Source organism: Microbacterium foliorum (assembly GCF_006385575.1).
Taxonomy (GTDB): Bacteria; Actinomycetota; Actinomycetes; order Actinomycetales; family Microbacteriaceae; genus Microbacterium; species Microbacterium foliorum_B.
The window spans coordinates 1,250,874-1,263,823 of the sequence record NZ_CP041040.1; the positions used below are offsets into that span (position 1 = coordinate 1,250,874).

Consider the following 12,950-nt stretch of genomic DNA (forward strand, 5'->3'; position numbering starts at 1 on the left):
GATCGTGCTAGCCCAGGGTCATTGGGAGCGAACGACCAGCGAGGCCGCGCCCCTGAGTCGCGAGGGAAGCCGCGAGGTCGCGGATCGCGACGGCGGCTGCGTCCTCTGGGGCGCTGAGTACCACGGGCACCCCTTCATCGCCTCCCGTGCGCAGCGCTGGGCTGAGGGGGATCGATGCGAGCAGCGGCACGGACTGCGTCTCCGACAGCGCGTCGGCCACGGCTGCGCCGCCCCCGGAACCGAACAGATCGACGACCGTGCCGTCCGGAAGGGTGAGGGCGCCCATGTTCTCGACCACGCCGATCACTCGTTGCCCGGTCTGGCGGGCGACCAGCCCGCTGCGGATCGCCACGTCGGATGCTGCCGCCTGCGGCGTCGTGACGACCAGCACCTCGGCGTGGGGCAGCAGCTGCCCGATCGAGATGGCGATGTCGCCGGTGCCGGGAGGCATGTCGATCAGCAGGATGTCGAGATCGCCGAAGAACACGTCTGTCAGGAACTGCTGCACGGTGCGATGCAGCATCGGTCCGCGCCAGGCGACCACAGCCTCGCCGTCGCGGAGGAACATGCCGATCGAGATGGTTTTCACGCCGTGGGCGACGGGCGGAAGCATGAGGTCGTCGATGCGCGTGGGCTGGGTTCCGCCGGGGATGCCGAGGAGCCCCGGGATCGAGAATCCGTGCACATCGGCGTCGACGAGGCCGACCGAGAGCCCCTGAGCTGCGAGCGCTACGGCGAGGTTCGCCGTCACGGTGGACTTGCCCACGCCGCCCTTGCCACTCGAGACGAGGATCACCCGTGTGAGCGAGTCCGGGCCGAAGGGCATCTGGCGAGGAGGCCGCCCATCGCGCAGCTTCTCGGTGAGTGCCTTGCGCTCGGAGGGAGTCATCACGCCGAGCTCGACGTCCACCTCGGCGATGCCGGGCACCGAAGCGGCCGCGATGCGGACATCGGATTCGATGCGAGCCGCGGCGGGACAGCCCACGATCGTCAGCACGATCGCGACGTGCGCGTGCGCTCCGTCGACGCTGATCTCTCTGACCATGTCGAGATCGCCGATGGGTCGGCGCAGCTCGGGGTCGGTCACTGCGGCGACGGCGGCTCGGACGGAGTCGGCTGAGCTCATGATGACGTGGAGCGACCGCGGGGGCGTCGATCGGCCGGTTCGTCGTCGTGCTCGCCGAGCTCGGCGAGCAGCGACTTGAGCTCGTGGCGCAGCACATCGCGGGTCACGACCTGGTTGTTGCGCTCTTCGAGCGCCATCCGCAGTGCGACGATCTCCCGCGCGAGGTACTCGGTGTCGGCGAGGTTGCGCTCGGCACGTTGGCGATCCTGCTCGATCTGCACGCGGTCGCGGTCGTCCTGACGGTTCTGCGCGAGGAGGATCAGAGGGGCGGCGTACGACGCCTGCAGCGAGAGCATGAGGGTGAGAGCCGTGAAGCCGAGCGCGGCGTCGTCGAAGCGCAGGTGGTCGGGCAGCAGGGTGTTCCAGCAGATCCAGAGCACGCAGAACAGCGTGAGTATCAGCAGGAACGCCGGCGTGCCCATGGCGCGAGCGACCCACTCCGTGAAACGGCCGAAGCGGTCTCGCGACGTCGGCCGCTGCCGAGGGGCGCCACGGCCGAGCGGGGCGTCGAGCTGAGGGGAGCGAGAGCGAGAGCGAGGCATCAGCGCACCTCCTTCGGGACCGACGGCTCGTCGCTGTCATGCGTGCGCCAGTCGTCGGGCAGCAGGTAGTCGAGGACGTCGTCGATGCTGATCGCGCCGACCAGGCGATGGGCGGCGTCGATCACCGGAAGCGAGACCAGGTCGTAGCTCGCGAGCATCCTTGCCACCTCGGCCGCCGAGGCGGTGACGCGCACGGGGTCGAGGCTGTCGTCCATGATCGCGCCGAGACGCTCGTGCGGCGGGTAGCGCAGCATCCTCTGGAAGTGCACCATGCCGAGCAGTCTGCCTGTCGGCGTCTCGAAGGGCGGCAGGGTCACGAACACGGCCGCGGCAAGGGCGGGGTGCAGCTCGTGACGCCGGATGAGCGCCAGCGCCTCGGCCACAGTGGCGTCGGCGGAGAGGATGATCGGCTCGGGGGTCATGAGACCGCCGGCGGTGTCGGGGCCGTAGCGCAGCAGCATCCTGACGTCCTCGGCCTCTTCCGGCTCCATCAGCTCGAGCAGCTGCTCGAGGCGATTCGGCGGCAGCTGGGCGAGGAGGTCCGCGGCGTCGTCCGGCTCCATCTGGTCGAGGATGTCGGCGGCTCGCTCGTCGCCGAGGCGGTCGAGGATGTGCACCTGCTCGTCCTCGGGCATCTCTTCGAGGGCGTCGGCGAGGCGATCGTCGGAGAGTTCCTCTGCGACTTCGATCATTCGCTGCTGCGGCAGATCGAGCAGAGTGTTCGCGAGGTCGGCGGCGTGCAGTTCGGAGTAGGAGGCGACGAGCTGCTCGGCCGATTGCGACTCGCCGGGGGAGTGCTGCTCGGCGACCTCGCTCCAGGCGGCGAAGGTCGTCGGGCCCTTGGCGAACGGCGACGCGCTGGTCTTCGGGCGACGCAGGAAGAGCTGGCTGACGGCCCACTCGCCCAGGCGGTTCGGCTCGATGGCGACATCTTCGATGACAGCGGTGCCGGTGCCGTCGACGAGGCTGACCCGTCGACCGAGGAGCTCTGCGAGAACCCTCACCTCGCCGGCACGGGGAGAGAAGCGTCGAACGTTGATGAGTCCGGTGCTGATGACCTGGCCTGCGCGGATCGACGTCACCCGGCCTATCGACAGGAAGACGTGTCGCCGCCCGGGGATCTCGACCACGAGGCCGATGACGCGTGGAGCGGCCGTACTTCGGTAGACGATGACGACATCTCGGACTTTGCCGAGCCGGTCGCCCACGGGATCGAAGACGGCGCAGCCTGCCAGGCGCGCGGCGAATACCCGTTGTGTGCTCACTCGTCCAGCGTAGTGCGCGGGGTACTCCTGCGGCCCCCGGCGGGGCCGCGGCCGGACACACTCCCGGCCCTGTCACCACAAGGCATGGAACAATGGCGGGATGAGCATGCTGAACCGTCCAGCTGACAGCCGCGATGAGGGCGAGATCGTCGCCTCGACCCGCGATTACGAAGGCGCCCAGAAGACGGTGTCCAAACTGATCGCCCAGGAGGTGCCGGCCCGAGACATCGCGATCATCGGGCAGAGCGTCCGCACGGTCGAGCGCATCACCGGGCGACTCGGCTATGCCGCCGCGGCACGATCGGGAGCGATCAACGGCGTGCTCATCGGCCTCTTCCTCTCCGCGATCCTCGTGATCGGCAACCCGGAGGTGCCGATCCAGCTCTTCGTCGGGTTCGTCTTCATCGGCGTCGCGCTCGGAATGCTCCTCAGCCTCGTGACCTACGCGATCGTGCGCCGACGCCGCGACTTCGCGAGCGTCACGCAGTTCGCCGCAGACCATTACGAGGTGCGAGTGCAGGCGACGTCGCTCGCGAAGGCGCGTCTCGCCCTGGGCGCGGCCAAGCCTGCGCCGGCGCGGGCGCCCGTCGACCTCGACGAGCCGCCGAGGTACGGCGAGCGCATCGCTCCCGGTGGCCAGCCCGCCCCTGCCCCTGCGCCTCCGGCGGCGCCTCCCGTCTCGCCCGAGGACCCGACTCCCGGGCCGACCCCGCCGCTCGGCGGCCCTGAGGCCGCTCCCGAAGAGCCGACGGTTCCGCCGCGCCCCGCGGATCCCACTGCACCACCCACCGCACCTCCGATCGACACGCCCGACCCCGGCAAGCCCGGTCTTCCGCCCACCTCGGCGGGAACCATCTGATGTCCGACGAACAGCGCGAGACCGACTCCTCCGGAACACCCGTACACCCCGCGGTGCCTCCCGCACCTCCCGCACCTCCCGCACAGGGGTCGGTGCCGCCGGCGCCCGTGTACGGCTACGCTCCGCCCCAGGGTCCGGGTTATGCGCAGCAGCCTGCGCCGCAGTCGCCGGGATACGCTCCGCCCGCAGCTCCTGGTCACGCTCCGGCGCCTCAGCAGCCGGTCGGATACGCCCCGCCGCAGACGCCTCCTTCCCAGGGGTATCCGGCACCCGGCTATCCGGCACAGGGTTACCCCGCCGGCACCTATCCCGCCGCCGTGCCACCGCGCGGCCTGCTCCCGTGGGCTCTCGGCCTTCTGATCCTGGTGCCGTTCCCGTTCGTGGGCGGACTCGCATCAGGGATCGCCATGGCCGTCAGCGGCGGCTCTTCGCGTCGCTTCGGAGGCGTGGCCGGTGAGAACGCTCGGGCAGCCGCGAACTGGGGACTCACATACCTGCTGGTGTCGACGGTCCTGCTCATCTCGCACTTCGTGATCCTGTTCTCACTCACGGCCGATTCTCCGTCGAGCGGGTTCTACCCCATCGGCATTCCGATCACGATCTACTTCGCGCTGTCGGTCTTCCATGTCGTCCTGGTCATCATGGGCATGGTGAAGGCTTCGAGCGGCAAGGTCATGCGCGTACCGTTCGCGATTCCCTACCTGCGCGCCTGATGGTCGAGATCATGGTCGATCTGCCCGCCGGACCGACCGCCGTCTCGGCTGACTGGTCGGCGGGCGACAGCGGATCGACCGTGATCATCGCGCACGGCGCGGGCACCGGCAAAGACCACCCCTTCCTCACCGGCTTCGCCGAAGAGCTCGCTTCCCGTGGACACGCCACGCTGCGCTTCAACTTCCCGTACGTCGAGCAGGGGCGTCGGATGCCGGGGCCGGCGACGCACGCGATCGCGACCTGGAACGCCGTGGTCGCCTTCGCGCGCGAGCAGGACCCGGCCGCGGCGATCTGGGCGACCGGCAAGTCGTACGGCGGGCGGATGGCATCCATGGCGGTCGCACAGGGACTCTCTGTCGACGGGCTCGCGTACCTGGGATACCCGCTGCACGCGCCGGGCAAGCCGGAGAAGCCTCGGGCCGAGCACCTTCCGGCCATCAGTGTTCCGCAGCTGTTCATCGAGGGCACGAACGATCCGTTCATCCAGCCGGTGACGCAGTTCGAGGAGGTCGTCTCGACCTGTCAGGACGCGCGTGTCATCTGGATCGAAGGCGGCGGTCACACCTTCGAGGTGAAGGGGCGCAAGCGCCCACCGTCCGAGATCGGCGCGTCGCTCGCACCGTTCGTCGCGGACTTCGTGCAGCACTCGTGAAGGGCCTGCACCACATCGAGATCTGGGTGCCCGACATCGATGAAGCCTCGGACAGCTGGGGCTGGCTGCTGGAACGGCTCGGTCTCGACCTCACTGGCGAGTGGCCAGGTGGGCGCACCTGGTCGGCGGAGGACGCGTACGTGACGGTGACGACGTCACCGAATCTCACAGGCGCCGAGCACGACCGCCGTCGCGCCGGGATGAATCACCTGGCGTTCTGGGGTGGCGCCCGGGCAGAGGTCGACGCGATCATCAGCGACGCTGAGGCACAGGGGTGGCGCCCGCTGTATCAGGACCGGTACCCGTACGCCGGGGGGCCGGATCACTATGCCGGGTGGGTCGAGAACGACCAGGGCTTCAAGGTCGAGATCGTCGCGGATCCGCCCGCGTAGACATCATCCGAGCGACGTGAGCTCTGCGTCGTCGAGTATGCCCGGAGCGCGGGAGGTCGCGCAGGGCACGTCTCGCCCGGCACCCACGTCTGCACCGACCACGCCGATGGATACTGCGCCGTCGCCGCACCGATGCCGAGAGAGCGCGGCGATGGCACGACGCAGACGTCTGCGAGTTCCTCCATCGCCGCAGCCTCAGCGGCGAGTGTCTCTGCCGATTCTGTGACGAGGGGGAACCGAGCCGTGAAGCCGTCGCCGATTCGGACGATCGTGTTCACGGTGCCCGTGGTGCGCACGCGCTCGATCGGCAGGTGGGCGAGCGCGGGAAACCGCTGCGCGATCACTCGCGCAGCGGTCTCCTCGGTGAGTGCGAGCCGGCCCTCGTGCATGCAGCGGGTTCAGCTCTGGACGCGAGCGATCCAGGCCTCGACCTCGTCGGCGGTGCGCGGGATGTCGGCCGACAGATTGACCGGACCGTCCTGCGTCATCAGGATGTCGTCTTCGATGCGCACTCCGATGCCGCGGTATTCCGCGGGCACGGTGAGGTCGTCGATCTGGAAGTAGAGGCCGGGCTCGATCGTGAACACCATGCCGGGGGCGAGGATGCCGTCGTAGTACATCTCCCGACGGGCCTGAGCGCAGTCGTGCACATCGATGCCCAGATGGTGCGACGTGCCGTGCACCATGTAGCGACGGTGCTGTCCACCGGCATCCGCGTCCAGCGCTTCCTGCGCGCTCACCGGAAGCAGGCCCCATTCGGCGACGCGGGCGGCGATCACGCGCATGGCGGCCTCGTGCACCTCGCGGAAGCGCACGCCGATCCGCGCGGCGGCGAACGCGGCATCCGCGGCCTCGCGCACCGTCTCGTAGACCCGGCGCTGCACCTCGGTGAAGGTGCCGGAGACCGGCAGGGTGCGGGTGATGTCCGCGGTGTAGAGGCTGTCTGCCTCGACGCCGGCATCCACGAGGATCAGGTCTCCGGGCACGACCGTTCCGTCGTTGCGGGTCCAGTGCAGGTAGCAGGCGTGGGGACCGGATGCGGCGATCGTGTCGTAGCCCTCGCCGTTGCCGTCTTCGCGAGCGCGGCGATGGAAGACGCCCTCGACGACCCGCTCGCCTCGGGCGTGCGAGATCGCCTCGGGAAGCGAGCGGATCACGTCTTCGAAGCCCTTTGCGGTGACGTCGACGGCGTGGCGCATCTCAGCGATCTCGTACTCGTCCTTGACGAGGCGCAGCTCAGACACGAAGCGGGTGAGGTCATCGTCCTCTTCGAGCACCAGCTCGCCCTCGGCGTTCGAGAACGCTTCGAGGTGGTCGGTCGCGACGTCGAGGTCTGCGGCGACCCCGGCGAGCGAAGGGCGCGGACCGATCCAGAACTCTCCGACGGTGGCATCCGCGTAGAACTCGGTCGTGGTGCGGTCGGCGCGCTCTCGGAAGTACAGCGTCACGTCGTGGCCGGAGTCGGTCGGCTCGAACACCAGGATCGAGTCGGGCTCGGCATCCGATGCCCAGCCGGTGAGGTGCGCGAAGGCCGAGTGGGCGCGGTACGGGTAATCCGTGTCGTTGCTGCGCTGCTTGAGCGACCCGGCCGGAATGACCAGGCGCTTGCCCGGGAATGCGGCTGAGACGGCGGCGCGGCGCACGGCAGCGAACGGCGCCTGTGCGCGGGGAGCGGGGATCGACTCGGGGCGCTCAGCCCATCCGGTCGAGATCGTGTCGAGGAACCCACGGGGGAAGGGCTGCTTCCGGTTCGTGGTGGTGGCTTCGACGGGGGTCTCAGTGGTGGGCTCTGCGATCGTGTCGCGTTCTGCGGTGCTCATCCCTCCAGTCTGTCACCTGCGTGACGACCGCGGGATGTCAGCCTGCGGGCTCGAGCTGCACCACGAGGCCACGATGATCGCTGCCACCGCCGCCGCCGATCACGACCGATCCGGTCGTCGTCCAGCTGGGCGATGCCATGACGTGGTCGATCGGCGTGCTCAGCAGTGCCGGCAACGAGCTGGGCCAGGTTCCGCTGAATCCGTTGCCCGATCGGGGGGCTGCGTCGCGGCAGTAGCCCATGTCGCCGCCGTCGACGCCGAGTCCCGCCATGTGGTCGATCGTCGCGTTGAAATCTCCGGCGAGGATGAAGTCGCCCGCGGGGCACTGGTCGGCGATCCAGCGCAGATCGCTCTGCCACTGCGCCATGTCGTCCATGCGCGGTGCGACAGCATGCACGGCGACGATCGTCGGACCTGCGCCATCGATCGGCATCAGCACCGCACTGGGCACCGAGCCGGTGTTGTTCGAGCCGTCCTCCGATGACGCGATCACGGAGTACTCGCCGAGGTCGGGGGAGACCAGGACGGTCGTGTGCCACGACTTCGGACCGTCGACGACGTCGGGTTTGAACTGCACGTGGTGCACCCACATCGGGTGATCCTGATCACGAAGCAGCACGGCGACCTGCTCGCCGACCTCCTCCGTGGTCTCGGGGAGCGCGACGATATCGGCGCCTCGATCGAGGATCTCCCGGGCGATCTCCTCGGCGGACACCTCGTCACCGGCGGTGTTCCAGGTGAGCACGCGGAGGCTCGAATCAGTGGGGGCGGGGAGCGTGTCTGCGCCGAACCCGCGCAGGAAGCCGATGGCTCCGGTCGCCCCGGCCCCGAGCAGTGCGACGATCAGGACCGATGCCGCGAAGCCGCGCAACGGCTTCGCGAGGAGGAGGAACAGCGACAGCGCCGCGATGACGAGGAACGCCGCGAGCACCACTCCACGGGCGGCCACGATCTGAGCGAACGGGAATGTCTGCTCGAGGTGGAAGAACTGCGGCCACACCACGACTGCCGTCGCGATCGCGAACAGCACGGTGAACAGGATCCCCAGTAGTCGAAACATCCCCTCCAGCCTAGAAGTCCTCGCTGTGAAGTCCCTAGAGCGACGGGCATGCGCGACCGGGGTCTGCCGTCGTCGGTACGCTCGGAGCATGGCCTCCGCTCGCTCCCGCCGTTTCGCCGGTCCGTCCGACCTGCATATGCACTCGAATCATTCGGACGGCACTGAGGCGCCCGCCGAGGTCGTGCGTCAGGCGCAGCGGTTCGGGGTGCGCACGATGGCGCTGACCGATCATGACCGCACCACGGGGTGGGACGAGGCGACGGCGGCGACGGCAGAGCTCGGGATGACGTTCCTCCCCGGCATGGAGCTCTCGGCGAAGCACGAGTGGCGCAGCGTGCACGTTCTGGGCTACCTGTTCGATCCCCTCGACGAGGCGCTCAGAGCTGAGACCGATCGGATCCGAGGGGATCGGATCGGGCGAGCCGAGCGGATCGTCCGCAGCATCGGTCGCGACTACGACCTCGACTGGGACGACGTGCTCGCCCAGACCGCCCTGGACGCGACAGTCGGCCGTCCGCACATCGCCGACGCTCTCGTCGCTCGGGGGATCGTCCGGGATCGCACCGAGGCGTTCGACGGGATCCTGCACCCGCGCGAGGGCTACTACGAACCGCATTACGCCCCCGACCCTCTCACCGCGGTGCGTCTGATCACGGATGCCGGAGGGGTGGCGATCATCGCGCACCCCGCGACGGTCGGGCGCGACCACATGATGCCGTTGCATTTCATCGAGCAGCTGATCGCCGCGGGCTTGGGTGGTTTCGAGATCGATCACCGTGAGAACACTGCGGCGGGCAAGAAGGCGCTGCATACGATCGCGGCGAAGCACGACCTGATCATCACCGGCTCGAGCGACTACCACGGCACCGGAAAGCCCAACCTGCCCGGCGAGAACACCACCTCCGACGAGATGGTGCAGAGGCTCGTCGAGCGCGCGACCGGAACCGCACCGCGCTACGCCTGACGGCGGTCGTTGCGCGGGCCGCCTCCGGAGCGGTGCCTGGGCGAGACAGCAGAGGGGGCGGATGCCGCTGCTGCAGCATCCGCCCCCTCTGAGGTAGATCAGGCTCCGGTGACCGGAGCTGCTCCCGTGCCGCCCGAGCCACCACGACGACGACGGCGACGACGCGCCGGTGCAGGCTTGCCGTCGTGATGCTCCTTGCCTGCGCCGTCATGGGTGCCGGCGCCCTCGGCGCTGCGATCGGCTGACGGTGCGGACTGCGAGCCATCGGCCGGCGCCTCGGAAGCGCCTTCTGCGAACGTCGAACCGACCGGGGTCGAACCGCCGCGGCGACGCCGACGGCGACGGGTGCCGCCCTCGTCCGTGCCCTCGGCCGCGACGTCCGCTGCACGCTCTGGGCGCGGAGTCCGCTCGGTCTTCACCGACTGCGTCTTCGGTGCCGACACCAGGCGGCCCTTCGTGCCGGCGGGGATGTCGAGGTCTTCGAACAGGTGCGGGCTCGACGAGTACGTCTCGGTGGGTTCGGGCTGGCCGAACTCGAGGGCCCGGTTGATCAGTGCCCACTTGTGCAGGTCTTCCCAGTCGACGAACGTCACGGCGATGCCGGTCTTGCCCGCGCGCCCGGTGCGGCCGACGCGGTGCAGGTACGTCTTGTCCTCGTCAGGGATCGTGTGGTTGATGACGTGGGTGACGTCATCGACGTCGATGCCGCGCGCGGCGACGTCGGTCGCGACCAGCACATCCCGCTTGCCGGCCTTGAAGGCCGCCATCGAGCGCTCCCGCTGATCCTGGCCCATGTCGCCGTGCACGCCGCCGACGTTGAATCCGCGGTCGCTGAGCTCGTCGACCAGACGCTGCGCGGCACGCTTGGTGCGCGTGAAGATGACGGTCTTGCCTCGCCCCTCGGCCTGCAGGATGCGGGCGATGATCTCGTCCTTGTCGAGCGAGTGCGCCCGGTAGACGAGGTGCTTGATGTTCGCCTGGGTGAGGCCCTCATCGGGGTCGCTGGCACGGATGTGGATCGGGTTCGACATGAATCGACGAGCGAGCGCGACGATCGGGCCGGGCATGGTGGCCGAGAACAGCTGAGTATGCCTCACAGCGGGGACCTTCTGGAAGATCTTCTCGATGTCGGCGAGGAAGCCCAGGTCGAGCATCTTGTCGGCCTCGTCGAGGACGACCTCGGTCGCGTTCGACAGGTCGAGCAGGCGCTGGCCGGCGAGGTCGATCAGACGACCCGGCGTGCCGACGACGATCTGCGCGCCGGCCTTGAGCTGGTCGATCTGACCCTCGTATGCCTTGCCGCCGTAGATCGCGACGACGCTGGTCGAGCGGTTGCTCGTGAGCAGGTCGATGTCTTCGTACACCTGCACGGCGAGCTCGCGGGTGGGAACGACGATGAGCGCCTTGACGCCGTGCTCGGGGTCGAGCCCCAGTCGCTGCACGACGGGGATGCCGAATCCGAAGGTCTTGCCGGTGCCGGTCTTGGCCTGGCCGATGATGTCCTGGCCGGGAAGGCCGAGGGGGATGGTCTGCTCCTGGATGGGGAAGGCGTCGATGATGCCCTTGGCGGCGAGTGCGTCGATGATGTCCTGATCGATTCCGAGATCAGCGAAGGTTGTCAATGTTCAGATTGCCTGTCCGGCGACCTGCGAGGATCGCCACGTTCACGGATCCACGCCGTCTTTGTGCCACAGGCGCGGGCCCCGCTCCGACGGCGGGGACACCGACAGCCTACCCGAGGGGGTGGTGGCGCCCGGAAGGACCCCTTCGTCCGAGTATTGTGAACCCCGTGGTGAACTGGTTCTGGAAGCGTAGGACGCCCCGGCGCACACTGACGTTGCGCAGTCGAGGGGATCAAGGCGCGGCGACGCGTGTCGACTTCGCCGAACTCGCGCCGGAGCTTCCACGATTCCTCGGACAGGCCGCGTACCTGCAGCTGGGGTACTTCGAGACACTCACCCGACTGATCAGGGCGACGCCCGAGCTCTCCGAGAAGGAATCCCTGTCTCGTGCGGCCGGTGCAGCCCTGACGAAGCATCGAGCCATCGTCGACCTGATCGCCGAGCGCGGTGACGATCCGACGCAGCTCATGCTCCCGTTCCGCGAGAATCTCGACGCCTTCCGTCGCAAGACGATCGGGGCGCGTCCACGCGAGACGCTGTTGGCCGTCTACATCACCGCAGGCATGCTGGACGACTTCTACTTCGCCCTCGCCTCGAGCTACGGAGAGACCGGCGAGCGGGTGGCGGCCATCCTCGCTGAGGACGATGCACGCCACGAGATCGTCGCGATCATCCAGGAGACCATCGACGGCGACGGCGAATGGCGGTCGCTGCTCTCGATGTGGGCGCGCCGCCTGGTGGGGGACACGATTCTCGTGTGCCGCTCGGCGCTGCGGCAGCCCGAACTCGCCGCCATGAGCGAAGACCGCGTCGAGCTGGTCTACACCGAGCTCATGGGCGCGCACGCCCGCCGCATGGATGCGATGGGTCTCGCCTCCTAAACCGCAGCGGTCTGCGCACGCATGCGCTCGAGCCGCCGGGTCAGCCGCCATGCGACGACGGCGGGAACGGCGCCCACCACGCCGAACGAGATGTCGATGAGCTGCCAGCCGAGCGGGATGCCCCGGATGCTGCCGGCGATGAGAGCGAGCGGCACGACACCGACGCACGCGATGACGCCGAACTGGATGACCCAGATGTTGCGCACCGGGTCGATGAGTGGGCCGATGAACACGACCGCGATGACGAGGTGCGCGAAGGCGAGCCAGTCCGTGCCGTATGCGATGAACGAGTACCGCGCGTCGACATCGGAGAGGGCATCGGCCACTCGGTCGACCCACCCGACTGCGTCAGGGAGCCAGACGGAAACGGGAGAGTCGTGGAGAACGCTCGACGCGAACTCCAATTCCAGCCGCAACGGAAAAGCCGTGACACCGCTGACCACGAGGCCCAGCATCAGCACGCCGATGCTGATGCGGATCCATCGCAGTGTGCGACGCTCGCTCACTGGCGCTCAGATGCCGAGTGCGGCCTTGGCCGACGCGTCCGACCGGCGGCGTGAGGCGACGATCGCGACGGTGACCCCTGCTGCGATGACGACGGAGCCGACGATGCTCGCGACCCACAGCCAGATGCTGCCCTCTCCGACGCCGAGCCATTGCAGGCCCGTGTAGAAGAGGGCGGCGAGGGCTGTGGCGATCGCGGGCGTCAGGGCGACTCCGCGCAGCTCGCGGCCACCGATCATGTAGTGGGCCGCGATGCCGAGCACGCACGCTCCGACGAGAGCGAGGAGGATGTACATCGTGGCGTCAGGCGAAGAAGCCGACGCGACGAGACTCCTCGGTGCCGAGCTCGATGTAGGCGAGGTTCGCGGTCGGAACCAGGTAGGAGTTGCCCTTCACATCGGCGAAGCTCAGGTGAGAGGTGTTCTGCTCGAGAGCCGAGGAGACCTGCGTGCGGACCTCGTCCGCGCTCGAAGCGGTCTCGAAGCTGAGCTCGCGGCCGGTGTTGATGATGCCGATGCGGATTTCCACGCGTACTCCTGTTTTCCAGTC

The 12,950-nt window shown here is 68.7% G+C and carries 16 protein-coding genes; 6 read left to right on the forward strand and 10 right to left on the reverse strand.

Annotated features, from left to right (window positions below; translation table 11 throughout):
- Positions 1-7: 7 nt before the first annotated feature.
- Genes FIV50_RS05990 through FIV50_RS06000 form a run of 3 tightly spaced genes read right to left on the reverse strand, consistent with a single transcriptional unit; the run spans position 8 to position 2,933 of the window.
- Complete coding sequence (locus FIV50_RS05990; protein WP_140036640.1) at positions 8-1,126, reverse strand: Mrp/NBP35 family ATP-binding protein; 1,119 nt, start codon at positions 1,124-1,126, stop codon at positions 8-10.
- Positions 1,123-1,668: a DUF1003 domain-containing protein gene (locus FIV50_RS05995; RefSeq protein WP_140036641.1), complete on the reverse strand. Its 546-nt coding sequence runs from the start codon at positions 1,666-1,668 to the stop codon at positions 1,123-1,125. The genes FIV50_RS05990 and FIV50_RS05995 overlap by 4 nt, the downstream gene beginning before the upstream one ends.
- On the reverse strand, positions 1,668-2,933 hold the full coding sequence (locus FIV50_RS06000; RefSeq protein ID WP_140036642.1) for a magnesium transporter MgtE N-terminal domain-containing protein: 1,266 nt from the start codon (positions 2,931-2,933) through the stop codon (positions 1,668-1,670). The genes FIV50_RS05995 and FIV50_RS06000 overlap by 1 nt, the downstream gene beginning before the upstream one ends.
- A 100-nt stretch (positions 2,934-3,033) precedes the next feature.
- Here FIV50_RS06000 and FIV50_RS06005 point away from each other — a divergent pair, with 100 nt between their 5' ends.
- The 4 genes from FIV50_RS06005 to FIV50_RS06020 are packed head-to-tail and all read left to right on the forward strand — an operon-like array spanning position 3,034 to position 5,550.
- Entirely contained in the window at positions 3,034-3,792 is a 759-nt protein-coding gene (locus tag FIV50_RS06005; RefSeq protein WP_140036643.1) for a general stress protein, read from the forward strand.
- Positions 3,792-4,505 carry a DUF4870 domain-containing protein gene (locus FIV50_RS06010; RefSeq protein WP_140036644.1) on the forward strand — a complete coding sequence of 238 codons (714 nt, stop codon included), beginning with the start codon at positions 3,792-3,794 and terminating at the stop codon, positions 4,503-4,505. The genes FIV50_RS06005 and FIV50_RS06010 overlap by 1 nt, the downstream gene beginning before the upstream one ends.
- Positions 4,506-4,516: 11 nt before the next feature.
- Positions 4,517-5,158, forward strand: coding sequence for an alpha/beta hydrolase family protein (locus tag FIV50_RS06015; RefSeq protein WP_258184443.1), 642 nt, complete (start codon positions 4,517-4,519; stop codon positions 5,156-5,158).
- Entirely contained in the window at positions 5,155-5,550 is a 396-nt protein-coding gene (locus FIV50_RS06020; protein ID WP_140036646.1) for a VOC family protein, read from the forward strand. The genes FIV50_RS06015 and FIV50_RS06020 overlap by 4 nt, the downstream gene beginning before the upstream one ends.
- Here FIV50_RS06020 and FIV50_RS06025 read toward each other — a convergent pair.
- From FIV50_RS06025 to FIV50_RS06035, 3 genes are read right to left on the reverse strand one after another with little or no spacing between them, the layout of a single operon-like run.
- Entirely contained in the window at positions 5,484-5,939 is a 456-nt protein-coding gene (locus tag FIV50_RS06025) for a phosphotransferase (RefSeq protein ID WP_140036647.1), read from the reverse strand. The two genes, FIV50_RS06020 and FIV50_RS06025, sit on opposite strands and share 67 nt — an antisense overlap.
- Positions 5,940-5,948: 9 nt before the next feature.
- Positions 5,949-7,370: an aminopeptidase P family protein gene (locus FIV50_RS06030; protein WP_140036648.1), complete on the reverse strand. Its 1,422-nt coding sequence runs from the start codon at positions 7,368-7,370 to the stop codon at positions 5,949-5,951.
- Between the two features lie 37 nt (positions 7,371-7,407).
- Positions 7,408-8,430 carry an endonuclease/exonuclease/phosphatase family protein gene (locus FIV50_RS06035; RefSeq protein ID WP_140036649.1) on the reverse strand — a complete coding sequence of 341 codons (1,023 nt, stop codon included), beginning with the start codon at positions 8,428-8,430 and terminating at the stop codon, positions 7,408-7,410.
- 88 nt (positions 8,431-8,518) lie between these two features.
- Between FIV50_RS06035 and FIV50_RS06040 the strand changes: the two genes are divergently transcribed.
- Positions 8,519-9,394 carry a PHP domain-containing protein gene (locus FIV50_RS06040; protein WP_140036650.1) on the forward strand — a complete coding sequence of 292 codons (876 nt, stop codon included), beginning with the start codon at positions 8,519-8,521 and terminating at the stop codon, positions 9,392-9,394.
- Between the two features lie 98 nt (positions 9,395-9,492).
- On the opposite strand, the gene FIV50_RS06045 is transcribed toward FIV50_RS06040, so the two are convergent.
- Positions 9,493-11,016 carry a DEAD/DEAH box helicase gene (locus FIV50_RS06045; RefSeq protein ID WP_140036651.1) on the reverse strand — a complete coding sequence of 508 codons (1,524 nt, stop codon included), beginning with the start codon at positions 11,014-11,016 and terminating at the stop codon, positions 9,493-9,495.
- Positions 11,017-11,183: 167 nt separating this feature from the next.
- Between FIV50_RS06045 and FIV50_RS06050 the strand changes: the two genes are divergently transcribed.
- Positions 11,184-11,897 (forward strand): ferritin-like fold-containing protein, encoded by a 714-nt coding sequence (locus FIV50_RS06050; protein WP_140036652.1) that lies wholly within the window; start codon positions 11,184-11,186, stop codon positions 11,895-11,897.
- Here the strand turns inward: FIV50_RS06050 and FIV50_RS06055 are convergent.
- Genes FIV50_RS06055 through FIV50_RS06065 form a run of 3 tightly spaced genes read right to left on the reverse strand, consistent with a single transcriptional unit; the run spans position 11,894 to position 12,929 of the window.
- Positions 11,894-12,403: a hypothetical protein gene (locus FIV50_RS06055; RefSeq protein WP_258184445.1), complete on the reverse strand. Its 510-nt coding sequence runs from the start codon at positions 12,401-12,403 to the stop codon at positions 11,894-11,896. The two genes, FIV50_RS06050 and FIV50_RS06055, sit on opposite strands and share 4 nt — an antisense overlap.
- A gap of 6 nt (positions 12,404-12,409) precedes the next feature.
- Complete coding sequence (locus FIV50_RS06060; protein WP_140036653.1) at positions 12,410-12,697, reverse strand: hypothetical protein; 288 nt, start codon at positions 12,695-12,697, stop codon at positions 12,410-12,412.
- A 7-nt stretch (positions 12,698-12,704) separates the two neighbouring features.
- Positions 12,705-12,929, reverse strand: coding sequence for a DUF3107 domain-containing protein (locus FIV50_RS06065; protein WP_053095596.1), 225 nt, complete (start codon positions 12,927-12,929; stop codon positions 12,705-12,707).
- Positions 12,930-12,950: the final 21 nt, after the last annotated feature.